Raw genomic sequence first — 25,780 nt, 5'->3', positions numbered from 1 at the left:
ACCGAAAACCGTTACAATTTGCCAAAGCTGACTTCAAGCTGAAGATGGCTCAAATTTGCCACCTTTTTGCCTCAATCGCGTTCGGCATCCACCTTGCCCGCCGTCGCCAAATATCAACGCATCCACGGCTTACGCGAGGCCTGCGCCGATGAAAAAGCATTCGCGGCTAGAAAAGTTGGGCGGTCCACTTCATCCTTCGTTCCCGCCGGTCCGCCCCTGCGCAGGCTACGCTGCAGGGGCGCTCGAGGGTGACCGAGAGGCTGATCGCCTTGGGCCGATCAGCGGCGGGAATGTGGCGATGAGCGGGAGAGAAAGCAAGTCTTAATAGAGGTTAACGGCTGCGTCATCCACATAGCAGCCATACATAAGACGCTGGGCTTCTTTCTCCCTATAAGCCCCTGAAAGTTAACATGTTTAGAGTGGCGCCTTCGGGTCGGCATGGAGCCGCGAGCCACCCTTCGCCCGGTTCGATCGCGCTTTGTCTTTCGACGAGGCCTCTGCGCTCGGGGGCCGCGAAACGCGCACTTCGACGGGCTCGCTCAAGATGACTTGTCGATGCGGGAATGGGATGGAGACATCCGCCTCCTTGAAGGCGTCCCAGCAGGCGAGAAGCACCTTGCCGCGCACATTGGTGAGACCGTTCTGGGGATCGCGGATCCAGAAGCGAAGAATGAAATCGATCGAGGATTCGCCAAAGCCCGTCATCCAGCAGACCGGCGGAGGTGCCTGATGAACCCGCTCGACGGATTTCGCCGCGTCGATTGCAAGCCGGCTCACCTGGTGCGGATCGGACGTGTATGCGACGCCGAAATGTACGTCGAGGCGAATCAAGGTGTCGGTGAAGGACCAGTTCACCACCTGCTGGGTGATGAAATCCTCGTTCGGAATGAGGAATTCCTTGCCATCACGGGTGACGACGGAGACGAAACGGGCACGCAGCTCGCGGATCCAGCCAAACGTCTCGCCGAGTGAAATCGTGTCTCCCGGTTTGATCGACTTGTCGAGAAGGATGATCATGCCGCTGATAAAGTTCGACACGACCTTCTGGAGGCCGAAGCCGATGCCGACGCCGACCGCGCCGGAGAAGACGGTGAGCGCGGTGAGGTCCACACCGACGGCCGAGAGAGCAGTTGCTGCCGCCGCGACGATGAGCGCGAATTTGACGACTTTTCCGAGAAGCACGCGGATCGTGGGCGTCAGATCGCTGGCGCGTTCGAGCCGCTGCTCTACGAAATTGCCGAAGGTGACGGCGAGCCATAAGAGCCCGCTCAAAAGGAGGATCGCCTGGAGCAGAAAGAGCAGTGACAGGCGGAAGGACCCGATTTGGAGCGCAGCGGCATCGAGCAATGCGGTCGCCTCGTCGAGGAGGCCTGTGATGCGCAGCGCCACGAAAGCCCAGGCCAGCACAGCGATCATGCGGCTGACCGCTCGATTGCGAATGAGTTTCGAGACGACGGAGATCAGCACCCAGGCGGCGACGAGAGACGTCGCAATTGCCAACAGGTAGGTGCGGCTCGGCCAGGTCACCGTTCGCATGACCGTGAGGACGGCCAGCAAGACGAGGGAAAGAACGATCCAGTTGGTTCGTCGCAGCAGGAGTGCGAGGAATCTGAGAAGACGAGGCTGTCCCCGGATCGCCCTCACCCGCGGTTCGAGGCGTGCTTCAGCAAAGCGCCCGATAACAACACTCAGAAGGACTGCGGCGATGATGATGGCGACCTGGATCAACATCCAAGGACGCATGAGCATTTCGACGAAAGCCAGCAGGCCCGTCTCCGCATCGCCGAGCAAGGCGGCGACATTTCCGTCCATCAGTTCGTCCAAGGGCAAGACCTTCCCGCTTTTAACGAGGTTCTTAACGCAGCCAGCCTCGCAGACGATCCTTTAGGACGCGTGCAACGTCGATCGCTACGGGCCGGGAAAGAGCGTGTCGATGCGTCCGGTCCAGTAATAAGCAAGCAGCCCGACCCATTCGCGGAACGCGACATCGGTGCGCCGAAGTCCGTCGCTGACGGTGGCGAACGGGCGCATCCAGTCATCAGGCGCAGCCCGGAAATCCACCGGATAGGCCGTGACCGGGAAGCCTGCGGCGCGAAACACGCCGACAGCCCGCGGCATATGAAAGGCCGACGTCACCAGCCACCAGGTTTCATCCGCTCGCGGTTTGGCAATTTCCTTCGAGAAGCTGGCGTTTTCCGCCGTATTGCGGGAGTTGGATTCGATCGTCACGCGCTCCGGCGAGAGCCCGAAACGCTCAATGGCCTCTCCGACGAGTTCGCCCTCCGTCTTCCTGCCCCCGCCGGTCAGTGCACTGCTGCCTCCTGTGAAGACGATGCGGGCCTGCGGATAAGTCCGCGCAAGGCGCAAGAGTGCGAGAATGCGGTCGCCCGCTTCGGTCAGCTCAAGCCCGGCGTCGCGCTCGCCACTTACCCGATCAGAGAGAGCGCCGCCCAAGACTATGATGCCGTCGGGGGCGGCGTTGTCCGATGCGGGCTGCTCGAAGCGGTTCTCCAGAGGAAGGATCAACCAGTTGGCCACGGGGCCGAGTCCGCAGGCCAGGATGCCGACGAGCCCGGCCGCCGCCACGACAGCGCCGACGCGAAACGACCACAGCATCTGAACCACGACGCCGAAGATCGTCAGAATGACAAGCGCATTCGAGGGAGCGAGAAAGAAGCCCGCAACCTTTGAGATTATGAAAAACATCGGCTCCTGCCCGATCGACGAATCATCTCCGGACTGGCCGAAGATGATGGCTCATATCACGGGAAGGCGCAGACGAAGGGTGCCGTCATGCAAAGCCTCAGGCCGCCTCGTCCCAGTCAGGTGCCCAATCCGGATCGATGCTGCGGCCATCCGGACGCGCCAGCGCCGAGATCCGCCCCATTTCATCTGGGGTTAGAGCAAAATCAAATATATCGCTGTTTTCATTTACTCTTTCTGCCTTCGAGGAGCGCGGGATCGCAACCACCCCCTCCTGCTGGATATGCCAACGCAGGATGACCTGGGCGGGTGTCCGCTCTTTCTCTTCGGCGATCTCCCGCACGACCTCTTCATCCAAGACCGCGCCGCGGGCGATTGGCGCGTAAGACGTCAGAGCGAGGCCGTGTTTGCGGCAGGCCGCATGAACGATGCTCTGATCGAGATAGGGGTGATACTCGACCTGGTTTGCGACGATCGGCTCATCGGCGTGGCGCATCGCGGCTTCGATGAGGGCGGCCGGGAAATTCGACACGCCGATGTGTTTGGTCAGCCCCTGCTTCTTCGCCTTGCACAGGCTTTGGATCTGTTCGTCGAACGGGATCGACGGGCTCGGCCAATGGATCAGCACGAGGTCGGCCTGGTCGATCTGAAGACGCTTCAGGCTTCCCTCGACAGATTTCTGGAAATCGCCGTCGCGAAGGTTCTCGTGCCAAACTTTGGTGGTCACGAAGATGTCGTCGCGTGGGGTGACATGGTTTGCGAGAGCGTCGCCGACCGCTTCCTCATTGTCGTAGGCTTCCGCAGTGTCGATGTGACGATAGCCGGCGTCGAGCGCCACCTCCACCATGTGGCGGCAGACATCGTCCCGCAGTCGCCAGGTTCCAAAACCGAGCGCCGGAATCTCGGCGCCGTTCGCCGTGACGGTGAGTGTCATGTCGTGCTCCTTTGTCTCTCGAAGCTCAACCTGGCGCGTCCAGGTCGGGCTTCAAGCCAGCAAAGGGTGCCGGTGGTCAGCTCTGCCGCGCGGCACGCCGGCTCTTCAATTCACGTTCAATCTTCTTGCCTTCGGCGCCCCGCTCCTCGACGCGCCGAAGCAGCCCATGAATGATGGAGCGTTCTTCGTCCTGCAGATCGGTCATAAGGGCGCTCTCGGCGACGAGGTGCGCATGGTGTTCATAGACTTCGCGCAATCCGGGTTTGATGGAAGCCGCCGCGAGATCGCCCAAGGTGAGCAAAAGCGCTTCGTTCATCACGAAGACTTCCTTCCCCGCCTGACGGAGCGGGTTGAGAACGGAGGCCACGACCACCTCAAAATGCATGGGCTGCGGCACCAGCATCACGTCGCGCTTCTCATTCCAATGGATTGCGGGGGTCAGATCGCGCCCGTCGAGCAACGCAAGCGAGGCCGCGAGATGGTTGGCGCAGGCGACCGCGGTAAAGACATCGTTGACGCCGGGTGACAGCGCCCGCAACCCGATCTCGACCAGAAGCCTGAAACGGGCGGGCAGATCCTGGAAGTAGGTGCGCGACGAACCGAGAATGACCGCGCCACGCACAAGGCCCGCAAACCCGTCCGGCATCTCCTCGCAATCGATGCGTGCCAGAGGCTTGCGTTTGATGACGAAATCGCCCGGCTGCACCAGCATTTCGATCACGCGGATGCTGTCATCAGCGGCGTCGACGATGGCGTCGTAGCTGATGGAGGACACATACCCCTCTGCGTCTGCAAAAATTATGGCGCCATTGGCCGGCTTCGGCGCCGGCAGGGCGAGGGCTTCGGTCGATTTCGCATCCTTCAGGTGGGACTGGAGAGCGTCCTGCAGATTGCCGGCGACGCGCGCCACAATATGATCGACGCTAACCTGATCGGTGATGTGATTGACGAAGACGACGAGAAACGAAAGCGCCACGATGACGAGCAGGATGGCGACGCCGATCGAGATGGTGCGGGTCTCGATGAAGGTGCCAACGTAGTAGAGGATCGTCAGACTGTATGTGAAAACGGCGAGCTGCATCCCCAGCGTCAGCCGCGTCAGCCGATCCTGCCGCAAGTCCTGAACGAGGCGCGGTCCCAGCGATGTCGCCGCGAGATTTCGGATCAGGAGGGACAGCGAATAGACGATCGAGGTCGCAGAGATCGTCGCTGCGGCGATCGTGCTCAAAATCGAACGTGCCGTATCCGGCTGGATCTCGCGGAAAAAGTGGTGCCCGAGCAATTTCTGCAGCGCGGTCCACTGGTCGAGCTCGAGCGAGATCAAAGCCGCAACACATCCCGCAGCACCGATGACGAGGGGGATGAACCAGAAGCTCGTCAAAATATTCTGCAGGCGGAGGCGCCATCGCTCCAAACGCAGGAGGCCGCGAATATCTAAAAACAAGGTCGGCCTACACTTTCCGTCCCATGACCGGATGCTTCACGGGTTCAGCTCAAGGGCAGAACAAGCGCCTTCCGTGCTGCGGGACGCTCCATGATCCGCGCGCAATAGGCCTCAACGTTCGGCGCCGGCGTGCGTTCGAGCGGCAGGTTAAGCCAGCGCAGGACGATCGCACCTATAGCGATGTCGCCCATGGTGAACGTTTCCCCGCTGACGAACGGCCGGTCCCCCAGCCATTTCTCGAGAATCGCGGCGCAGGCTTCGCCCTTCTTCTGGCTGGCCGAGACCGCCGCATGATCACGTGCATCCTCGGGCTGACGAACGAGATTGTAGAATGCGGGGCCGATCGCCGGACCGAACGTCGTCGTCTGCCAGTCCATCCAACGGTCCGCATCGGCGCGAACTCTGAGGTCGCTCGGCCACAAGGCGCCTGCGCTGTGCTGCGCGCAAAGATAGCGAACGATCGCATTCGATTCCCACAGGACGAAATCATCATCGACCAGCACCGGCACAAGGCCGTTGGGATTCATTTTGCGGAATTCAGGGGTGTCGACATGTCCATGCTGACGTCCCGCCAAAACGAGATCGTAGCTGAGACCGATCTCGTCCACGCAGAAAACCACTTTCTGGACATTGATCGAATTGGGGCGGCCGTAGATTTTGAGCATGCAGGAAGATGCGTCGCCGTGCAGCGTTCCGTCAATCATGGCGTGGTGCGATCTTCGAAATGTCTGGGGGATTGAAAAGGCTCGGCCTCTTCTGGGGGGCGTCCGGGCGCCCTGTGGTGGCCTCACCAAGGGATGCGCCGATTTTTCGCGCGCCTTGAGCGCCGGGAAAGAACGCAAGTCTAATTGTCGGCGAGACTGTGTTGAGGCACCACCAGATCTGATTGGCGACCACAACAGCTTCGACGGGAGGCACCGTGGAAAACGACTCAAATCCGCAGACCGCGCCAAGCTCGGTCCCCTGGCCACCGATCATCGTGGCCGGCTCAGTGTTCGTCGGGCTGCTTCTCGCCTATGTCGCGCCCCTGCCCTGGCCCGATTCAGACGGCGCCCTGCGTGGTCTCGGAGGCTTGATCGTTCTTGCCGCTCTCGGGATCGACCTTTGGGGCTATCGAACGTTCAGGCCGCACCAGACGACACTGCGGCCCGATCGGGCGGCCTCCGCCCTCGTGACCGAAGGCCCGTTTCGATATTCCCGCAATCCGTTTTATGTCGGCAACGTCATGCTCGTTGTCGGGCTCGGACTCGCCTTCGCCAATTGGTGGCTGGTTTTGCTCGCGCCGGTCGCGTTGGTGCTGATGGATCGCCTCGCTGCAAGGCCTGAAGAGAAGCACCTCGAAGAGGCTTTCGGTGCCGAATATCTCGCCTATAAGGCGCGCGTCGGCCGGTGGCTCTAAGCGCTACGGCGAGTCCGACTGGCCGCCAACTTCAGAAGTTCGGCCAAAGTCCGCGAGTGGCGAGCTCAACGACGTTGCCGTCGGGATCGCGAAAATAGAGGCTGCGCCCGCCGCGCGGCCAGCTGACTTCGCTAAGGATGGCGATGTCGGTCGCCTGCAGGTGCCGCTTCCACTGACCGTAGCTGTCGGTGGCAATGCGGAAGGCGAAATGCGCCGGGCCCTCAGAATGATGGCCCGGAATCACTCCGCCCGCTGTCTTGGTGTCTTCCAGCGTATCGCCACGATGAAAGACGAGGAGAACCTCTGATGGTCCCACCGCGTAAGTCATCATCCGCGACGTGCCGGTCATTCGCTCCAAACCGAGCGCTTCGCCGTAGAAGGCATGGGCTGCCGCCAAATCCGCGACATAGACGGCAGTTTCCAGGATCCCCTCGATCTTCGGGGTCGCAGCTTTCTCAACGTTCGTATCTGACATAGGCGGTCAATTTTCCAACTTGGTCATAAAGGGCACGTGCGCGTCGATTCGAAGCCTCTGTCTGCCAGTAAACCTTGTCGGCATTCTGTGCTTCCGCTGCCGCGAAAACGGCGTCCATCAAAGCCCGGCCGGCACCGAGCCCGCGAGCATCCGCTGCCACGAAGAGGTCTTCGAGATAGAGCCGATCGGCGATCGCCCAAGTTGCCGGATGAAAGAGACAATGGGCAAAACCGACAAGCCGGTCGGCATCGTAGGCGCCAAGTGCGAACATCGCGCCCTTTTCCAGAACCAGCCGACACCACGTCACATCGCACACTTCCGGCGCGAGATCGACACCATAGAAGGTGAGATAGGCTTGCCACAGAGGCTCCCAGGCGGAACGATCGGAGGCTTTCAATCTGCGGATTTTGAGCGTCATCGGATCAAAGCCCGGTCTGACTTCTCAACCAGCGTCTCCAGGTCTTTTCGTCACCGTTGAAGGCGTTGCGGTCAACAGCGCCCTTGATTCCGTCGACGCGACCGGTGGCCGTAAACTGCCAGAACAGGAACGGCCGATTCTTGAAGCGCTCCTTCGGCTCGGCCGCGACGCTGCGCAGCCAGAACGGATAATCCTTATAGCGTCCTTCCAGAATGTCCTTATGGAAGTTGATGTCGGTGTAGATGATCGGCTTCTTGCCGGTGTGCTCTTCCATCGCCTTCAGGATTACATCGATCTTGGCGAGCGCCTCCTCCTTGGAGATTTTGTGAGGGCAGCTCTGCGATTGATGGTTCCATTCCAGGTCGAGAACCGGGGGAAGCTGGGTCTTATCCTGCGGCACGGCGAGCTGGTACCACAACGCCTGTTCGGCCGCCGTTCTGCACCAATACATGAAATGGTAGGCGCCGCGCGGGACGCCCGCACGGGCTGCGGCTTCCCAATTGTCGTAGAAATTCTCGTCGACATGATCACCGCCCTCCGACACCTTGATGTAGGCGAAGCGAATGCCGTCGGCGCGGACCCGGTTCCAGTCGATATCACCCTGATATTTGGAGATGTCGATGCCCTGGACAGGCAGGGCATGGGCGCGTGCCACGCCCGGATGCGGGTCTGAATCCGGCAGATATTTGATAGCAGCTCCGCCGCAGCCGGTGAGCAAGAGGCCTGCGAGAAAAACAGGCGCCAGCCTGCGGTACGAAACGGGAAATGCGCGCATCATGTAAGCCGTCCCCAAGGATCGGCCCTTCATGGACGGTTAGCCTTTATCGGTCGTTAATGACGCACCCTGGGAGCCCGGCCGCTGAGAAATCTTTTTCTGCGTGACGTCGGCGCCGTCACGAAATGGCGAACCACCAAGCGGCAAGGCCCAAGAATGCGAAGAAGCCCACCACATCGGTGACGGTCGTAACGAAGACGGAAGAGGCAATCGCGGGGTCGGCACCGGCTTTTTCCAAAGCGAGCGGGATGAGAATGCCGGCGAGCCCAGCGGCCACCATGTTGATGATCATGGCAACGGCGATAATCCCGCCCAGCTGGGTGCTGGAGAACCATAAGCTCGCCACGACGCCTATGATGATCGCGAAGAGCACACCATTGGCGAGGCCTACCAGGGCTTCTCTTGAGATGAAGCGTATCGGGTTGATGGTTTCGATGTCACGTGTCGCGAGAGCCCGAACGGCCACCGTCATGGTCTGGGTGCCGGCATTTCCGCCCATCGAGGCAACGATCGGCATAAGCACGGCAAGGGCCACCATCTGTGAGATGGTGCCATCGAACAGGCCGATGACCGCCGATGCGAGCAGTGCCGTGCCGAGGTTGAGCAGTAGCCAAATGAAGCGAGAGCGAACCGCACTCACGAAGGTGTCCGTCAGCTCTTCGTCGCCGACACCAGCGAGGCGCTTGATATCTTCGTCGGCCTCTTCCTCGATGACGTCGACGATATCGTCAATGGTGATCACACCAACGAGCCGATCGCTTTCGTCGACGACACCGACGGAGAGAAGGTTGTAGCGCTCGAACAGACGAGCGACCTCTTCCTGGTCGTCGGTCGCGGAGACCGAATGGGTGACTTCGCCCATGATTTCTTCGATGCGCACGGGCCGCTTCGTACGCAGCAGGCGGTCCAGCGACACCGTGCCAAGGAAACAGAAACGCGGATCGACCACGAAGACTTCGGTGAAATCGTCGGGCAACCGATCATCTTCCCGAAGAAAATCGATCGTCTGCCCCACGGTCCAGAAGGGAGGAACCGCGATGAACCGCGTCGTCATGCGACGACCGGCCGATTCCTCCGGATAGTCGAAGCTGCGCTCCAGCTTGATTCGTTCCGCAAGCGGCAGCGCGGCCAGAATCTCCTCGCGATCCTCGTCCGCCAGATCCTCGAGGATGCCGATCGCATCGTCCGAATCGAGTTCGCGGACGGCCTCGGCGATGGCCGTATTGGGGATCGTTTCGAGAATCTCGTCGCGGACGGTTTCGTCGACCTCAGTCAGCGCCGTCCAGTCGAAATCGCCGCCCATGAGGGCGATCAGCGCCTCACGTTCTTCGCGGCTGATCGCCTGCAGAACATCGCCGAGATCTGATTCGTGGAGATCGCCGATCAGAACGCGCAGTCGATCGGCGTCGCTCGTCTCGATCGCCTCCGAGACCGCCGCCAGGTAGGCACCGTTGAGCGAGCCTTCCTCGTCGCGAACTTGCGGAAGCGTCGTCTCTTCGTCTTCGCGTGGGAGCGTATCTGTCTGCATCGCACGTCTTTAGGGCTGCGGCTCGACCGGGTCCAGCGAAGCCGGCCAGAAACGCCGATGTTGCAGACAATAAAAAAGGTGGCCGAAGCCACCTTTTTAAATTGGTGCGGTCGAGAGGACTCGAACCTCCACGGGTTGCCCCACAGCGACCTCAACGCTGCGCGTCTACCAGTTCCGCCACGACCGCGAAATCCTGCGCCGGTCAAGCCAGCGCGCGGTCATGTAGCAAATGGTCGGACCCGAAACAAGGCCAGTCTCGCGAGAAGATGCGCTTTCCCAAAATGACGCGGTCGGACGGGCTTAAAGGTGTCGTGCGCACGAGGCGCAGCCGCTCCCTCATCTTTGCCTCCTCGGGCCCTTACCACCCCTCGCCTTTGCCCCCTCTCGCCTTTGTTTGCGCCGAGGATTATGTGATCCCTATGACCTCATTGCCTGAAGCCCCCGCACGGGGCGTCCAATCTCTTGCCGGAGGTGAGAGACAAACCGAACGTCTATGGCCCGATCATCCAGGTGCGCCGGTCGAGCTGCGGGTTTCCAACAGACCGATTCCCTACGAAGCCGCGCTGACCTTCATGGAAGAGCGCGCTGCCGCGATTCGTGCCGGCGAGGCTCCAGAATGCCTGTGGCTTCTCGAACACCCCCCGCTTTACACCGCCGGAACGAGTGCTCGTGCTCAGGACCTCCTGACGCCCGAGCGTTTTCCGGTCTTCAAGACCGGCAGAGGCGGGCAATACACGTATCATGGGCCGGGCCAGCGGGTCGCCTATGTGATGCTCGACCTGGAAAGGCGGCAGAAGGATATCCGCGTCTATGTGCGCTGCCTGGAGGCGTGGCTGATCTCGGCTCTGGCGCGTTTTGGCGTGACCGGAGAGCGCCGCGACGGGCGGGTCGGAATCTGGGTGCAAAGGCCGGATAAGCCGCCGCTCTTTGACGGTTCACCGACCGAAGACAAAATAGCGGCTCTGGGCGTGCGGGTCCGCCGCTGGGTCACGTTTCACGGCATATCGCTCAATGTGGCGCCTGATCTTGAGCATTTCTCCGGGATCGTCCCTTGCGGAATCACGGCCTACGGCGTCACCAGCCTCAAAGATCTCGGCATCTCCGCGAATATGGCGGATGCGGATCGGGCTCTCATTGCAGCCTTCGAAGACGTCTTCGGCCCCCTCGCCCGCGAACCGTGAGAGCGCGCACGAGCACGAGCTACGGCGCGGCCATCACCGTCCAGGTCTTGGCCGTCTTGCGAATGTAGAGGTAGGTGCGGCTTTGTTCCGGCTCGGTGCCGGCAGGGGCGAGTTGCACCGTTACGGAAACCCGGGTCAGGTTGTCGGGCAAGCCCGGCTCCTTCAGCGTCTCCAGAAAGGCCTGCTGAACCGCCTGACGAGCCTCGAAAAAGCTCAGAGGCCGGCTTTCGGGTGTCAGGAGGACTTTCACATGCCCCTCGCGAGGATCGTCCTCAGGCATGAAATGCAGACGCACATTGGCCACTCTGTCGCTGGAATGGTCCGCAGCAAGCATCGTATTCCGGCCGTCCAAAGGTCTGCCGGACGCCACGCCGGATGCCGCGGCCGCACCGATTGCGAACCCGCAGAAAAGCGCCAAACGCAGCCTTGAGCCTCTCGAAGACGGCATCACCCCAACCCGTTCGCCTTGCAGGCGCAAGCCTATCCAAACGACGAGTTGAAATGTTAATTTAAAATTAACTCAATGTTAACGGGTGAGATACTCTACGCGGAAGGGCCCGCTTTGAGGCCCCCCTCCGCCCACCACCTCGACGGACTCGACCGAGGCCAGAGCCGGTCCGGAGCGCAACGCGACGAGCATCTTGTCCACATTGTCGACTGCCCCGGTGAAAACAGCCTCCACCGCCCCGTCGCTCCGGTTTGCCACCCAGCCCGAAAGGTCGAGCTCCCGCGCCTTGCCTTTGGTCCAAGCCCGGTAAGATACGCCCTGGACACGTCCTTTTATGACAACTCGAACGGTCTTATCTGCCACGATCACTGTGCCTTTGACGTCATTGCGCTGCGTCGACCAAAAGGGAACCGTGGCGCAGGTGTTCCTCTGTCTCCTGGATCCAGTCCCGCACAATCGGCACGGCGTCTCTCTGGCGGGACAGGATAAGCTGGAAGACCATGTTGGAGCCGTGTACGAAGCCGAGCTCCACCGCCGCCAGATAGAATTCCCACATCCGGACGAAGCGCTCGTCCATCAATTCGATCGCCTTGTCGCGGTTGGTCTGGAAGCGATTGTACCATTCTCTGATTGTATAGGCGTAGTGGAGGCGGAGTACCTCCGCATCGCAGACCCATAGGCGGTTGCGCTGCGTCGCCGTGACAACCTCCGATATGGCCGGCACATAGCCGCCGGGGAAAATGTACTTGTTGAGGAATGGTCCTGTGATTCCCGGCGGTGACATGCGGCCGATCGAGTGCAGCACCATGAAGCCGTCGGGCTTCAACAGGCTGAAAACCTTTCGGAAGAAGGCATCGTAGAAGCGATAGCCGACATGCTCGAACATTCCGACCGAGACGATGCGGTCATATTCGCCTTCGATTTCACGGTAATCCTTCTCGACGAATTTGACCCGGTCGGACAGACCTTTTTCTTCGACCCATCGGCGGGCTGACGCCAGCTGTTCCGTCGCCGGATTGACACCGACGACCTCGACATCGAAGGTTTCGGCCAGAAAGATCGCAAGACCTCCCCATCCGGACCCGATCTCCAGGACTTTCATTCCGGGTCGGAGCCGAAGTTTCGCGCCGATATGGCGCAGCTTTGCGAGTTGCGCCTCCTCCAGAGTTTCATGATCCGGGTCACGCCAGTAGGCGCAGGAATACTGCATCCTGTCGTCAAGAAAGAGGCGGTAGACATCCTCTTTGACGTTGTAATGATGTTTGGCGTTCTGCTTCGACCTGCCCGGCATGTTGTTCTGATGCCAGCGTCTCAGAGCGCGATAACCGGTGTTGACGACGGTCTGCGCCGGATGGGCGGAGAGGTAATCCTGATTGATCGAAAAGAGCCTCAAGAAGTCATGGACCGTGGCGCCGTTTTCAAATGTCAGCGTCCCGTCCATATAGGCTTCCGGAGCAACGAGCTCCGGATTGATCGCCATTTGCCAATGAAGCTTCGGATCATGCAGGCGCATGGTCACAACCGGGCCGGGCTTCTTGCCGCCAAAAAGATGCTCGCGACCTTCAGCGTCGATCAGAGTGAGCCGACCATTGCGCACGAATTGTCGAAGGATGCTCTTCAGGAGCCACATCGGAGAAAGATCCCCCTTTTTGTCACACCCAATTTTATCGCGCGCAATCTGACGCGTGAAACCCCCTCCCGGTTGTGATCATTCAGGCGGCTTATTCGAACTCGATGAGCACCTGATCGAAGGCCACGACGTCGCCCGGAGCCGCGCAGATCTTCTTGATGACGACATCGCGCTCGGCCCGGAGGACGTTCTCCATCTTCATCGCTTCAACGGTGGCGAGAGTCTCGCCGGCCTCGACCTTTTGTCCTTCCTCAACCGGAAGTGACACGACGATCCCCGGCATGGGACACGCCAAGCGGTTGTCGAGCTCGCTCACCGCCTTTTCCGGCATATGGCGATAGATCTCGCCGACCGAGGGACGGATGAGCTGCGTCATCCGGGCGACGCCACGACGCTCGACACGCAAGGCAGCACCGCGACGTTCGATCTGGGCGAACACTTCCTTGTCGTCGACGATGCCGTGCCATAGAAGATCGCCCGGCTTCCAGGCCGTCACCACCCGATGCTCGATGCCGTCGACGATCATTTCGACGTCGAACGGGATCGAAGGCATTCCCGATGTGATGGTGATGTCGACGGCCTCACCGTCGATCAGGACCACCCAATCGGGGCGAATGGTGCCGGGATGAGGACGCAAGCGCCCCGAAAGATCGTCCAGCCGAACGCGCTCGATCAATTGAACGCAGGTGGCGATGGCCGCGAGAATCCTCAGATCCTCGTCGGTCGCATCGGCACCTTCGAAGCTCTTGCCGTATTCTTCGGCGATAAAGGCGGTGGAGAGATCGCCGCGGCGGAAGCGCGGATGCGCCATCAGACCGCTTAAAAAGGCAATGTTGTTGCGAATGCCGGTGATCGTGAACGCGTCGAGCGCATCCGACATGACGTCGATCGCCTTTTCGCGTGCCGCCATGCCCTCGCCCTCTGCATAGGTGCAGAGCTTTGCGATCATTGGATCGTAAAAGAGGGTGATCTCGGAACCTTCGACGACCCCCGTATCATTGCGGATGATGGTGCCTTCGCGGGCGGCGTCTTCGGGCGGGCGATAGCGACGCAAGCGACCTGTCGACGGGAGAAATCCGCGGAAGGGGTCCTCGGCGTAGAGGCGTGCTTCGATCGCCCAACCCTTCAGGACGACGTCTTCCTGCGCAATCGGGAGCTTTTCGCCGTCAGCGATGCGAATCATCAATTCGACCAGGTCGAGACCGGTGACGAGCTCTGTCACCGGATGTTCCACCTGCAGCCGGGTGTTCATTTCCAGGAAGTAGAAATTGCGATCGCGGTCGACGATGAACTCGACGGTGCCGGCGGTCTCATAACCGACTGCGGCAGCGAGAGCGCAAGCCTGAGCCCCCATCGCGGCGCGCGTCTCCGGATCGAGGAACGAAGACGGCGCCTCCTCGATCACCTTCTGGTTGCGCCTTTGGATGGAGCATTCGCGCTCGCCCAGATGGATCACGTTGCCGTGCTTGTCGGCCAGAACCTGGATCTCGATGTGACGCGGCTGCTCGACGAACTTCTCGATGAAAATTCGTTCATCGCCGAAGGAGGACTTGGCTTCACGGCGGGCGAGATCGAAACCCTCGCGCACTTCCTGCTCGTTCCAGGCCACGCGCATGCCCTTGCCGCCACCGCCAGCGGATGCCTTCAACATGACCGGCAGGCCGATTTCGGCAGAGATGCGCACGGCCTCATCGCCGCTTTCGATCAGGCCCATATGACCGGGCACCACACTTACGCCCGCGTCCTTGGCGACCTTTTTGGAGGTGATCTTGTCGCCCATGGCTTCGATGGCGCCGACCGGCGGGCCGATAAAGACGATTCCGGCCTCTGCCAGAGCCTTCGCGAAGTTCGCGTTTTCTGAGAGGAAGCCGTAGCCCGGATGAACGGCTTCGGCGCCGGTCTGGCGGCAAGCCTCGATGATCTTGTCGGGCTTCAGGTAGCTTTCAGAAGCGGGAGCCGGGCCGATCGCGACTTTCTCGTCCGCCATCTCCACATGCAACGCGTTTCGGTCCGCTTCCGAATAGACCGCAACAGTGGCGATTCCCATCTTTTGGGCTGAACGAATGATGCGGCAGGCGATCTCGCCGCGATTGGCGATCAATATCTTACGGAACATTCGAAAAAACTTCCCCCCTCTTGCGGTGGTGCCCGTTTATGTGAGCAAGGCGCGCCTCGACAAGCGAAAAGAGCGCAAGCGCGTCTTCGGGTCAAAGTGGCTTTGCCGACGAAAATGCATGTCATCCATGCGATGCGGCCTTGTCGAGACGCGATTGCCTTGCAAATGGACCTGCAGAGTTTGGAGGAGATCCCAATATGGATGTTCGCGCAGCGGTGGCCTTTGAGGCCGGAAAACCCCTCGAAATCACCAATGTTCAGCTCGAGGGCCCGAGAGAGGGCGAAGTGCTCGTCGAGGTGAAGGCGACCGGAATCTGCCACACTGACGAATTCACTTTGTCGGGCGCCGACCCCGAAGGGCTCTTCCCGTCGATTCTGGGGCACGAGGGTGCCGGCGTCGTCGTCGATGTCGGGCCGGGCGTCACGAGCGTCAAAAAGGGCGACCACGTCATTCCGCTCTATACGCCCGAATGCCGCGAATGCCCCTCCTGCCTGTCTCGCAAGACCAACCTGTGCACGGCGATCCGTTCCACGCAGGGTCAGGGGTTGATGCCCGACGGGACCTCGCGGTTCTCCATCGATGGCAAGCCGCTGCACCATTACATGGGCACATCGACCTTCGCGAATTTCACCGTGCTGCCGGAGATTGCGGTCGCGAAAGTCCGCGAGGACGCTCCGTTCGACAAGATCTGCTACATCGGCTGCGGGGTGACGACAGGCGTTGGAGCCGTCGTCAACACTGCACAAGTCGAGCCCGGGGCCACGGCCATCGTCTTCGGCCTCGGCGGGATCGGCCTGAACGTCATCCAGGGGCTGCGGCTCGTCGGGGCGGACATGATCATCGGCGTCGACCTCAACAATTCCAAAAAGGAATGGGGTGAGCGCTTCGGCATGACGCATTTTGTCAATCCGAAGGAGATTGGCGAGGATCTCGTCCCTTATCTCGTGAACCTGACGAAGCGCGGCGCAGACCAGATCGGCGGGGCCGACTACACCTTCGACTGCACCGGCAATGTCACGGTCATGCGCCAGGCCCTCGAATCGGCGCACCGTGGCTGGGGTCAGTCGATCGTCATCGGCGTGGCACCTGCGGGTGCGGAGATTTCCACGCGGCCTTTTCAGCTGGTGACGGGCCGTACCTGGAAGGGCACGGCATTCGGCGGCGCAAGGGGGCGGACCGATGTTCCCAAAATCGTCGACTGGTACATGGAGGGAAAGATCGACATCGATCCGATGATCACCCACCTCTTGTCTCTCGAAGAGATTAATCGCGGCTTCGATCTGATGCATGCGGGCGAATCGATCCGCAGCGTCGTCGTCTATTGAGGCGTCCGTCGCCGCAGCCAAGGGAGATCCCCGTGAAGACCATTTCGACCTGGGCCGCTCATGGCGGCACGCAGGGCGTCTACAGCCATGCCTCTGAAGCGACCGGAACCGAGATGACATTCGCCGTCTTCGTTCCGCCGCAGGCGAAGGTCGCGCCCTGCCCTGTTGTCACCTATCTGTCAGGGCTCACCTGCACCCATGCCAACGTCATGGAAAAGGGCGAATACCGCCGAGCGGCCGCGGAACACGGCCTGATCGTCGTCTGTCCCGACACCTCTCCCCGCGGAGAGGGCGTTGCCGATGAGGACGCCTATGATCTGGGTCAGGGCGCGGGCTTTTATCTCGACGCGACGGAAGACCCGTGGGCCCGGCATTTCCGCATGGAAAGCTATATCCGGGACGAGCTTCCGGCTGTGATTGCAGCGAACTTCCCCGTCGATCCCGAGCGGCAATCGATCTTCGGCCATTCGATGGGCGGGCATGGAGCTTTGACGCTGGCGCTCAAAAATCCCGACCGCTACTTGGCGTGTTCGGCCTTCGCTCCAATCGTTGCACCGATCGACGTGCCTTGGGGCCAGAAAGCGTTGCCCGCCTATCTCGGACGGGACGAACAGAGCTGGAGGCAGTATGACGCCTGCGCTCTCATCGCCGACGGCGCGCGCTTTCCGGAATTCTTGGTCGATCAGGGGACGGGCGACAATTTTCTGGCCGAGCAGCTGAGGCCCGAGCTCTTCGAGAAAGCCTGCGCGGGGGGCGGCATCCCGCTAATCCTTCGAATGCAGCCGGGCTACGATCATTCCTATTATTTCATCTCCACCTTCATGGAGGACCATCTCGCGTGGCATGCCAAACGCCTGAAAGCGTGAGCCGACGAGTACCCTCGTCGACGGGTGACTGCTTGGCAGTTGTTACCGGCAGCCAAGCGCTCGCTCGGCGCGAACGATCGCATCGACGTTAGCGCGCTCGATCGCGCTCATTCTGACGCGGCTTTGATCCGGCTCCCAGCAATCGGAATTGTCGAAGTTGGCCCGACCACGCGCGGTGCTGAAGCAATAGCCGTTTTCGTCGAAAACCCGGTTCCGGATATACCAGAGGTCGCTGCAACGCATCGTGCGCAACGCGCCCTGCTCGAAACGATGCATGTCGGTGCACCCGAGACCGTCGAAGCAGTCGGCCTGCGCGACACTCCCGAAAGTGATGAGACAAGCGCTTGAGAACAAGGTTTTCAGCATGTGACGCCCCCCGAAAATTAGCCGGTAGGGTAGCATCATAGATAGAATTAGAGAATTGTTCTCGCGCAGGCATACGGACGGCCGGCATTTTCGAACCGTCGTAGTATCGGACAAGGAAAATCGGCTGGCTGAGGCGAGGTCATTTCGCCATCGGCCTCTAGGCCGGCGCTGCGTCGAGAAGCTTCATTTCCACCTTCTCCTGTCCGCCCCAGCGGTTCAGAGAAAGCGTGCCCGCGATATGCATCGCCTCCCCGCGTGACGACAGAAGCGCGCGGCCGAGCGGGGTTTCAGCTTCGCGAAATGCCATCGCCTTGATCCGCCCTCCGCTTTTGGAGCGGAGATCGAGACGGATATGTCCGTTGCCGACGGTATCCACATAGGCAATGCGATGGGCGGGCAATACGAACACCGGCGACGGGTGCCCGGCGCCATAGGGGCCGCATTTCTCTATCTCGGCAAAGAACTCCCGGCTCGCCCCATCGGCGGTGATGAGGCCGTCGATCTTCATGCAATCATCGATGAGCGCCGTCTCGACGGGAGCTTCGAGCTCCGCAATCAGAAACCGCTGCAGCTCCTCGAGCTTCTCTCTGCGAACGGTCACTCCCGCCGCCATTTTGTGTCCGCCGCCTTTTTCCAGCAATCCAGCGGCGAGTGCGGCGCGAACGGCTGCTCCGAGATCGACGCCCGCGATCGAGCGGGCAGACCCCGTGCCGTTTCCGCTCGGCCCATCAAAGGTGATGGCGAGCGCCGGACGTTGGAAGCGTTCTTTGAGGCGCGAGGCAACGAGACCGACGACGCCCGGATGCCAGGTCTCACCGACGACGACGAGAATGGACGGCGTTTCGCCCGCCCGTGTGATGGCGGCATCCGCCTGCGCACAGGCCTCAGCGACAGCTTCTGCCTCGATCGCCTGGCGTTCTGCGTTCAGGCGTTCGAGCGTGGCGGCAATGCTTTCGGCCTCGGCGGCGTCCCGCGTCGTCAGGAGCCGCGCGCCGAGACCGGCGTCACCGATGCGTCCCCCGGCATTGATGCGCGGTCCGAGGAGAAAGCCGCAATGGCTGGTTTCGACAGGTCCTTTGAGGCGCGCCGCGGCGGCGAGCGCCTGCAATCCCGGGCGGCCGCCGTGGCGTAACGCAACGAGCCCCTTGGTCACGAAAGCCCGGTTGAGGCCCGTCAACGGAACGACGTCACAGATCGTGCCAAGCGCGACGAGATCGAGGCCCGAGAGGAGATCCGGCAGAGCCCCAGTGTAGCGTCGACGGCGCAATTCCCGCAGGAGCGCGACAGCCGTCATGAAGACGAGACCGACCGCTGCAAGATGGCCGAGGCCCGAGAGGCAGTCCTGCCGGTTGGGATTGACGAGGGCGACGGTCTTCGGGCGATCGAGCCCCATCTGATGGTGGTCGATGACAACGACATCGACGCCACGCGCATGTGCCCGCTCCAAAGCTTCGAAGCTCGTCGCGCCGCAATCGACGGTGACGATCAGCTCTGCACCCGCATCGATGAGGCGGTCGATCGCCTCAGGGTTCGGTCCATAGCCTTCGATCAGGCGGTCGGGAATGTAGATCTCGGTCGTGACCCCCAGCCCGGAGAGCGTGTCCGAAAGAAGGGCTGCAGAGGTCGCACCATCCACGTCGTAATCGCCGAAGATTGCCACCTTTTCGCGGCGCTCGATGGCATCGGCGAGACGCCCGGCAGCCAGATCCATATCCATGAGGCAGGAGGGGTCCGGCATGTCCGTCTTCAGCGACGGGCCCAGAAACGCCTCCGCACCATCGTCCGAGATGCCGCGTCCAGCAAGAACGCGACAGATGCTCTCGGACAAGCCGGTGCGTTGCGCCAGAGCCGTGGCCGCGGCCTCCCCGCGCGCATCCAAACGCATGCGCCAGACGCGGCCCTTGAGAGACGCATCGACGCCGAGACAAATGCCCGGCGCCACAAGACTACGAGATGATTCGGGTCGACCCCACATTCGAGCATTATGCGGCAGCAGCTGTCCCGCTGCTACCGCCGCGCCACAAGCGAGCGATGACGGTCCCCGTCTTTCTGGCAACGGTGCGGCGGCCCGTAGGCCGCCGCTTCGCCCGGAAGCTGAGGATCAGTCGATGAATTCGAACTTGTCCTCAACGATGTGCTTGGCGCGAACCCAGCGCTGCGTGCCCGTATGCGAACGGGTGACGATCGTATGGGTCATGGCCACGCCGCGGCGGAAGCTCACACCCTGCAGAAGATTGCCATCTGTCACGCCCGTGGCCGCAAAGAGCACGTCGCCTGACGCCATGTCTTCCGTCGAGTAGATCTTGCGCGGCTCGCTGATCCCCATGCGTTCGGCGCGCGCGCGCTTTTCGTCCGTATCGAGCGTGAGACGTCCCCAGATCTGTCCGCCCATGCAGCGCAACGCGGCGGCTGCGAGAACACCTTCGGGCGCGCCGCCCGAGCCGATGTAGAAGTCGATCCCGGTCGTCTCTGGATCCGTCGTATGAATGATGCCGGCAACATCGCCGTCACCGATCAGGCGGATGGCCACACCCGTGTCTCGCACCGCCTCGATCAGCTTCTGATGACGCGGCCGGTCGAGAATGCATGCCGTAAGCTCGTGCGGACGGACGTCCTTTTCCTTGGCGATGCGGCGCACGATTTCCTCGGGCGGCATATCGAGCTCGATGAAATCTTCCGGAAAGCCCGGGCCGATGGCGAGCTTGTCCATGTAGACATCAGGCGCATTCAACAGGCCGTTGCGATGGGTGATCGCAATGACGGCGAGCGAGTTGGGAAGGTTTTTTGCGCAGATGGTGGTGCCTTCCAGCGGGTCGAGCGCGATATCGACCTCGGGGCCATCGCCGTTGCCGACCTCCTCACCGATGAAGAGCATCGGCGCCTCGTCGCGCTCACCCTCACCGATCACGACACGGCCGCGAATCGACAGGCGGTTCAGTTCGTTGCGCATCGCGTCGACAGCTGCCTGATCGGCAGCCTTTTCATCACCACGGCCACGCATCATGGCGGCCGCCACGGCGGCGCGTTCGGTCACACGCACCAGCTCCAGAGTCAGAACGCGGTCCATTGCGGACAAATCGATATCGGCCATTTAGCCCTCCCTCAAAATTCTGGCGCTTACAGCGCCTCAATCCGGATCATTTGGGGCCGGCCGACAATGTCACCCTCCCCCTCGATACGGCCCAATGCGTCACGCACGGCCTGCTCGGTCGTATCGTGGGTGATGATGGTGATAGAACGGAGATCATCGCGATTGCCGCGCGGTGCGGCGCCCGCGGGACGATTTCTCTGCACGATCGAATCGAGCGAGATGCCGCCGTCGGCCATGGCACGCGCGATCGCCGCGAAGGCGCCGACGCGGTCGGGCACCGACAAGCGCAGATAATAGCCGCCGGCATGAGCCCGCATCCGGGCTCGCTCATACGGTTTGAGGCTTGCGACAGGACGCCCGAAAGGCGGCGCACGAAAGCCGCGAGCGCAATCGACGATATCGCCAACGACGGCGGAGGCCGTCGCGTCGCCACCGGCTCCGGGGCCTGACAGGACCACCTGCCCGATGAAGTCGCCTTCGACCGCGACCGCATTGGTGACGTCGGAGATCCGCGCAAGCTGCGAGTTCTTCGGCAGCATTGTCGGATGCACGCGCTGTTCGATGCCGCTGTCCGTTTCCTGGGCGACGGCGAGAAGCTTGATGCGGTAGCCGAGCTCTTCTGCGGCGGCGATATCCTCGGCCGTAATCGACGCGATGCCTTCCACGAAGATGGCGTCTTTGTTGAGCTCTACCCCGAACGCCAGAGAGGTGAGAATGGCGAGCTTATGGGCCGCATCGAGCCCGTCGATATCGAAGCTCGGGTCTGCTTCCGCGTAGCCCAGCTCCTGCGCGTCGGCGAGACACTGCTCGAAGCTCAGCCCTTCGGCTTCCATCCGCGTCAGGATGTAATTGCAGGTGCCGTTCAAGATGCCGAACAGACGCGTGATGCGATTGCCGGCCAGTGCCTCTCGCAGCGCCTTGACGATCGGGATGCCCCCGCCGACCGCGGCTTCAAAGGCGAGAACGCCGCCACCCTTTTCTGCGGCGGCCGCGAGTTCAAGCCCGTGCTTTGCCAGAAGCGCTTTGTTTGCCGTCACCACCGATTTTCCGGAATCGAGGGCCGCACGCGTCGCCTCGCGGCAGACGCCGTTTTCGCCACCGATCAGCTCGATGAAGCAGTCGATGTCCGGCGACGAGGCAAGAGCAACGGGATCGCTGTGCCAGCTGAGCCCATCGAGCGAGATGCCCCGGTCTTTGTTCGGGTTGCGCGCGGAGACGGCGACAAGCCGCAACGGCCGTCCAGCCCGATCCCTCAGTGCCTCTTCATGATCGCGAAGAAGCCGAATGACGGATGTGCCGACCGTGCCCAACCCGGCCAGTCCGAGCCTGAGCGGCTGATCCATGGATGCCTTCCCGGAGAGAATTGGTAATTGTCAGGCGTTCGCCTTGAGCGGGACGACGTTGTGCAACGTTTCATCGGCCGTGGCAAGAAAACGCCGAAGGTTCCGAGCCGCCTGACGGATGCGTTGCTCGTTTTCCACGAGCGCGATCCGGACGTGGCCGTCGCCATGTTCGCCGAAGCCGATGCCTGGAGCAACGGCAATATCCGCCTTCTCGATCAAGAGCTTAGAGAATTCCAGCGAGCTCACCCCCTGGAACCGCTCCGGCAACGGCGCCCATACGAACATCGATGCCGCAGGCGCCGGAATGTCCCACCCTGCACGCGAGAACGATTCAACGAGACAATCGCGCCGGCTCTTGTAGATCTCCCGCGCTTCATCGGCCGGGCTGGCTTCCTCATTGAGCGCTGCCGCCGCGGCCACCTGAATCGGTGTGAACGCACCGTAGTCGAGATAGGATTTGACCCGCGCAAGCGCCGCGATAAGCCGTTCGTTGCCGACGGCAAAACCCATCCGCCAGCCGGGCATCGAGAAGGTTTTGGACAGGGACGTGAACTCGACGGTGACATCCATCGCACCCGGCACCTGCAGGACCGACGGCGGAGGATTGTCGTCGAAATAAATCTCCGCATAGGCAAGATCGGACAGAACGAAGATGTCGTTGCGGCGGGCGAAGGCGACGACGTCGCGGTAGAATTCGAGATCCGCGACATGCGCCGTCGGATTGGACGGATAGCAGAGTATGACGGCAATCGGCTTTGGGATGGAATGGTGTACGGCCCGTTCCAGCGCCTGGAAAAACTCCGGTCCGGGCTCGGCCGGTACGTGCCGGATCGCGCCGCCCGCCATCAGGAAGCCGAAAGCGTGAATCGGATAGCTCGGGTTGGGAACGAGAACGACATCGCCCGGCGCGGTGATGGCCTGGGCCATATTGGCGAAGCCTTCCTTCGAGCCGAGCGTCGCAACGACGTGGCGTTCCGGATCGAGCTTCACGCCGAAGCGGCGTTCGTAATAGGCAGCTTGCGCGCGGCGAAGTCCCGGAATGCCTTTCGAGGCCGAATAGCGATTGGTCCGCGGCTTCTGAACGGTCTCAATCAGCTTCTCGATGATGAAGGCCGGCGTCGGAAGATCTGGATTGCCCATGCCAAGATCGATGATATCGGCGCCACCGGCTCGAGCGGCGGCCTTGAGCCTGTTGACCTGCTCGAAAACATAGGGTGGCAGCCGTTTGATCTTGTGAAATTCGTCCATTGTCCTTCATCCATTTGCAGGCGAAGACTGATTTGATTATGCCAGCTTCGCTGCCGTAACGTTATTGCACGTTTGTAGAGTTTTCGCGAATTTTCTCAGCCGTCTCTTTTTGATTTTGCTGAACGAGGCGCCGCAATTCCGCCTCTCGTGCAGCGAGTTCTTGCTGCCTGCGGCCATTGGCACCGCGGCGAGCGGCGGCAATCTGTTCGAGCTCGGCCTTTAATGCGGCGACGTTCCGGGTCGGCCTGACGAGCATACTCGGCGGCACGGCGGTGTCGAACACGCCTGGAAACTCTTGAGGATTCGCGTCTTCGGCGGCGGCGCGTGCCCGGATTTCTGCGACCGTGCGGTCGTAGGCCGCCGCCTTTTGAGGGTCGCTCGGCCTTTGCGGCGGCGTGCTGCTCTCCTTAAGTCCTGTGAGAGCGGGGCTTTCGCAGGCCGTCAGCGCGAAGAGTGCGAGGGCAGCAACGGTCAGCCCTCTTAATCCGCCAACGGGATGTGAGCGATTCTGATGACAGTGTTGAGCTAGGAAACGCAATTGACGCTCTCGGCCTTGCTGAGTTCGAAGGAGCTGGCTGCTGTGCTATATCGCATAAGGCGCTCGGATCACCCCTAATAAGGTAATTGTGTCAGGATGGCGGAGAAAAAATCACGCAAAGAGCGGGAGGATGTCACAGAGGAACGGTCGGACAAGCCGCTGCCCACCTCTTACATCGCGGCCGATCCGGAAGTCTTTGCTCGCAATATGGCGCGTGCCTTCGAGGAAGGCGGAAAGGCGCTCGCGGCCTATCTGCGACCTCGCGAAACGGGACAGACGGGGGCCGACCAGCTCGCCGAACACACGGCCGAAGTGATGAAGACGATGAGCCATGTCGGGCAATATTGGATGTCCGATCCGGCGCGAACCATCGAAGCGCAGACCAAGCTCTGGGCACAATATCTGTCGATCTGGAACAGCGGCCTGCGCAAAGCCATGGGCGATGGTGCGGACAGTCAGCAGGAATCCGTGGCCGACAAGCGGTTTGCCGATCCGGATTGGTCGCAAAACCCGATGTTCGACGTCTTGAAACAACTCTATCTCGCAACCTCGCGCTGGGCCGAGGACCTGGTTGAGGATGCAGAGGACGTCGATCCGCACACACGTCAGAAAGCACGCTTTTACGTGCAGCAGATCGCCAACGCGCTGTCGCCCTCGAATTTCGCCATGACCAACCCCGAAGTGCTCCGCGCCACCGCAGAGAGCAACGGGGAGAATCTGGTTAGAGGCATGCACATGCTGGCAGAAGACATCGCTGCCGGCAAAGGCGATCTGCGCGTGCGCCAGACCGACGCCACCGCGTTCAAGATCGGCCAGAACATCGCCACGACGCCTGGAAAGGTCGTTGCCCAGAACGAACTCTGCCAGGTGATTCAGTACGAGGCGACGACGAAGAGCGTTCTGAAACGCCCGCTCCTGATCGTGCCGCCATGGATCAACAAATTCTACATTCTCGACCTCAACAGCGAGAAGAGTTTCGTCCGCTGGGCGGTGGAACAGGGTCACACGGTTTTCGTCGTTTCGTGGGTGAATCCCGACCGGCGGCACGCGGACAAGACTTTCGAACATTATATGAAGGAGGGCATTTTCTATGCCCTCGATGTCGTCGAGCGCGCCACCGGCGAGCGCAAAGTCAACGCGATCGGCTATTGTGTCGGCGGCACGCTTCTCGCCGTCGCCCTCGCCTACCTCGCAAAGGGACGCAGCAAGCAGCGGATCGCGAGCGCAACGATGTTCGCCGCTCAGGTCGACTTCACCTATTCGGGCGATCTGAAACTGTTTGCCGACGAGGAGCAGATCGAAACGCTCGAGGAAGACATGGCCGAGCGGGGCTATCTCGACGGCTCGAAGATGGCGACGGCCTTCAATCTTTTGCGATCGAACGACCTCATCTGGCGGTATTTCGTAAGCGACTACATGCTCGGCAAGGAGCCGCTGCCCTTCGACCTTCTCTACTGGAATTCCGATTCCACCCGCCTGCCGGCGGCGAACCATTCCTTCTATCTGCGCAACTGCTACCTCGAGAACAATCTCTCTCAGGGGCGCATGAAGATCGGCGACAAGACGCTCGATCTCAGCCGCGTGACGATCCCCATCTACAATCTCGCCACCAAAGAGGACCATATCGCACCGGCAAAATCTGTGTTCTTTGGTAGCCAGTTTTTCGGCGGACCCGTGCGCTTCGTTCTCACAGGCTCGGGTCATATCGCGGGCGTCATCAACCCGCCGGCGAAGAACAAGTACCAATACTGGATCGACGGAAACGCCGAGGGCGACCTCGAAGCGTGGATGGAGAAGGCCGAAGAGAAGCCCGGCTCCTGGTGGCCCGATTGGCAGCGCTGGATCGAGACACTGGACGACAAACGGGTGGATGCCCGTGAGATCGGCGGGGGCAAGCTCCAGCCACTCGAGGACGCTCCGGGTTCCTACGTCAAAATGAAGTGCTGACCTTG

The 25,780-nt window shown here is 61.2% G+C and carries 24 protein-coding genes and 1 tRNA gene; 5 read left to right on the top strand and 20 right to left on the bottom strand.

The features are described from left to right. Positions 1–414: 414 nt before the first annotated feature. The 5 genes from EO094_RS17040 to EO094_RS17020 all read right to left on the bottom strand — a co-directional run bounded on the left by EO094_RS17040 (position 415) and on the right by EO094_RS17020 (position 5,785). Positions 415–1,749 (bottom strand): mechanosensitive ion channel family protein, encoded by a 1,335-nt coding sequence (locus tag EO094_RS17040; protein ID WP_128294331.1) that lies wholly within the window; start codon positions 1,747–1,749, stop codon positions 415–417. 159 nt (positions 1,750–1,908) lie between these two features. After that, positions 1,909–2,706, bottom strand: coding sequence for a YdcF family protein (locus tag EO094_RS17035; RefSeq protein ID WP_128294067.1), 798 nt, complete (start codon positions 2,704–2,706; stop codon positions 1,909–1,911). Between the two features lie 97 nt (positions 2,707–2,803). Further along, a complete protein-coding gene (locus EO094_RS17030) occupies positions 2,804–3,637 on the bottom strand; it encodes an aldo/keto reductase (protein ID WP_128294066.1) in 834 nt (277 codons plus the stop codon). 76 nt (positions 3,638–3,713) lie between these two features. Continuing rightward, positions 3,714–5,018, bottom strand: coding sequence for a DUF2254 domain-containing protein (locus tag EO094_RS17025; protein ID WP_164879709.1), 1,305 nt, complete (start codon positions 5,016–5,018; stop codon positions 3,714–3,716). A 107-nt stretch (positions 5,019–5,125) separates the two neighbouring features. Then, positions 5,126–5,785: a glutathione S-transferase family protein gene (locus tag EO094_RS17020; protein ID WP_246008582.1), complete on the bottom strand. Its 660-nt coding sequence runs from the start codon at positions 5,783–5,785 to the stop codon at positions 5,126–5,128. Between the two features lie 215 nt (positions 5,786–6,000). Between EO094_RS17020 and EO094_RS17015 the strand changes: the two genes are divergently transcribed. Further along, positions 6,001–6,480: a methyltransferase family protein gene (locus EO094_RS17015; RefSeq protein WP_128294064.1), complete on the top strand. Its 480-nt coding sequence runs from the start codon at positions 6,001–6,003 to the stop codon at positions 6,478–6,480. 31 nt (positions 6,481–6,511) lie between these two features. Here the strand turns inward: EO094_RS17015 and EO094_RS17010 are convergent, their stop codons facing one another. The 5 genes from EO094_RS17010 to EO094_RS16990 form a co-directional block, all read right to left on the bottom strand. Continuing rightward, positions 6,512–6,955, bottom strand: coding sequence for a VOC family protein (locus EO094_RS17010; RefSeq protein ID WP_128294063.1), 444 nt, complete (start codon positions 6,953–6,955; stop codon positions 6,512–6,514). Further along, positions 6,936–7,373: a GNAT family N-acetyltransferase gene (locus tag EO094_RS17005; protein WP_128294062.1), complete on the bottom strand. Its 438-nt coding sequence runs from the start codon at positions 7,371–7,373 to the stop codon at positions 6,936–6,938. The genes EO094_RS17010 and EO094_RS17005 overlap by 20 nt, the downstream gene beginning before the upstream one ends. A gap of 4 nt (positions 7,374–7,377) precedes the next feature. Further along, positions 7,378–8,151, bottom strand: a complete 774-nt coding sequence (locus EO094_RS17000; protein WP_246008581.1) for a glycoside hydrolase family 25 protein — start codon at positions 8,149–8,151, stop codon at positions 7,378–7,380. Positions 8,152–8,266: 115 nt separating this feature from the next. After that, entirely contained in the window at positions 8,267–9,676 is a 1,410-nt protein-coding gene (gene mgtE / locus EO094_RS16995; RefSeq protein ID WP_128294060.1) for a magnesium transporter, read from the bottom strand. 102 nt (positions 9,677–9,778) lie between these two features. Continuing rightward, positions 9,779–9,863 (bottom strand) — tRNA-Leu (locus EO094_RS16990). Positions 9,864–10,095: 232 nt separating this feature from the next. Between EO094_RS16990 and lipB the strand changes: the two genes are divergently transcribed. Further along, the gene (gene lipB, locus EO094_RS16985; RefSeq protein WP_128294059.1) at positions 10,096–10,857 is read left to right on the top strand and encodes a lipoyl(octanoyl) transferase LipB; all 762 of its coding nucleotides are present in this window, start codon (positions 10,096–10,098) and stop codon (positions 10,855–10,857) included. 19 nt (positions 10,858–10,876) lie between these two features. Here lipB and EO094_RS16980 read toward each other — a convergent pair whose 3' ends face one another. From EO094_RS16980 to EO094_RS16965, 4 genes are all read right to left on the bottom strand, one after another. Further along, positions 10,877–11,191 (bottom strand): hypothetical protein, encoded by a 315-nt coding sequence (locus tag EO094_RS16980; protein WP_128294058.1) that lies wholly within the window; start codon positions 11,189–11,191, stop codon positions 10,877–10,879. Between the two features lie 192 nt (positions 11,192–11,383). Beyond that, positions 11,384–11,668: an acylphosphatase gene (locus EO094_RS16975; protein WP_342772746.1), complete on the bottom strand. Its 285-nt coding sequence runs from the start codon at positions 11,666–11,668 to the stop codon at positions 11,384–11,386. Positions 11,669–11,687: 19 nt separating this feature from the next. Further along, a complete protein-coding gene (locus EO094_RS16970) occupies positions 11,688–12,935 on the bottom strand; it encodes an SAM-dependent methyltransferase (protein WP_128294056.1) in 1,248 nt (415 codons plus the stop codon). A gap of 91 nt (positions 12,936–13,026) precedes the next feature. Next, a complete protein-coding gene (locus tag EO094_RS16965; RefSeq protein ID WP_128294055.1) occupies positions 13,027–15,051 on the bottom strand; it encodes an acetyl-CoA carboxylase biotin carboxylase subunit in 2,025 nt (674 codons plus the stop codon). Between the two features lie 197 nt (positions 15,052–15,248). Here EO094_RS16965 and EO094_RS16960 point away from each other — a divergent pair, with 197 nt between their 5' ends. Both EO094_RS16960 and fghA read left to right on the top strand, forming a co-directional pair. Next, complete coding sequence (locus tag EO094_RS16960; protein ID WP_128294054.1) at positions 15,249–16,376, top strand: S-(hydroxymethyl)glutathione dehydrogenase/class III alcohol dehydrogenase; 1,128 nt, start codon at positions 15,249–15,251, stop codon at positions 16,374–16,376. A 32-nt stretch (positions 16,377–16,408) separates the two neighbouring features. Continuing rightward, positions 16,409–17,242 carry an S-formylglutathione hydrolase gene (fghA, locus tag EO094_RS16955; RefSeq protein WP_128294053.1) on the top strand — a complete coding sequence of 278 codons (834 nt, stop codon included), beginning with the start codon at positions 16,409–16,411 and terminating at the stop codon, positions 17,240–17,242. Between the two features lie 42 nt (positions 17,243–17,284). Here the strand turns inward: fghA and EO094_RS16950 are convergent, their stop codons facing one another. From EO094_RS16950 to EO094_RS16925, 6 genes are all read right to left on the bottom strand, one after another. Continuing rightward, positions 17,285–17,608, bottom strand: a complete 324-nt coding sequence (locus EO094_RS16950) for a YARHG domain-containing protein (protein ID WP_164879708.1) — start codon at positions 17,606–17,608, stop codon at positions 17,285–17,287. A 157-nt stretch (positions 17,609–17,765) separates the two neighbouring features. Further along, positions 17,766–19,583, bottom strand: a complete 1,818-nt coding sequence (gene recJ / locus EO094_RS16945; RefSeq protein ID WP_128294051.1) for a single-stranded-DNA-specific exonuclease RecJ — start codon at positions 19,581–19,583, stop codon at positions 17,766–17,768. Positions 19,584–19,709: 126 nt separating this feature from the next. Further along, positions 19,710–20,699 carry a class II fructose-bisphosphatase gene (gene glpX / locus EO094_RS16940; RefSeq protein WP_128294050.1) on the bottom strand — a complete coding sequence of 330 codons (990 nt, stop codon included), beginning with the start codon at positions 20,697–20,699 and terminating at the stop codon, positions 19,710–19,712. 26 nt (positions 20,700–20,725) lie between these two features. Next, positions 20,726–22,042, bottom strand: a complete 1,317-nt coding sequence (locus EO094_RS16935) for a homoserine dehydrogenase (RefSeq protein WP_128294049.1) — start codon at positions 22,040–22,042, stop codon at positions 20,726–20,728. Positions 22,043–22,072: 30 nt separating this feature from the next. Continuing rightward, a complete protein-coding gene (locus EO094_RS16930) occupies positions 22,073–23,290 on the bottom strand; it encodes an LL-diaminopimelate aminotransferase (protein ID WP_092812338.1) in 1,218 nt (405 codons plus the stop codon). Positions 23,291–23,351: 61 nt separating this feature from the next. Further along, positions 23,352–23,828 carry a hypothetical protein gene (locus EO094_RS16925; RefSeq protein ID WP_128294048.1) on the bottom strand — a complete coding sequence of 159 codons (477 nt, stop codon included), beginning with the start codon at positions 23,826–23,828 and terminating at the stop codon, positions 23,352–23,354. A gap of 96 nt (positions 23,829–23,924) precedes the next feature. Between EO094_RS16925 and EO094_RS16920 the strand changes: the two genes are divergently transcribed. Continuing rightward, a complete protein-coding gene (locus EO094_RS16920; RefSeq protein WP_128294047.1) occupies positions 23,925–25,775 on the top strand; it encodes a PHA/PHB synthase family protein in 1,851 nt (616 codons plus the stop codon). Positions 25,776–25,780: the final 5 nt, after the last annotated feature.

Origin of the sequence: Afifella aestuarii, from assembly GCF_004023665.1 — a bacterium.
GTDB classification, from domain to species: Bacteria; Pseudomonadota; Alphaproteobacteria; order Rhizobiales; family Afifellaceae; genus Afifella; species Afifella aestuarii.
Note: the sequence above shows the minus strand (reverse complement) of the source record. Positions and strands in the feature narration are given on the sequence as shown.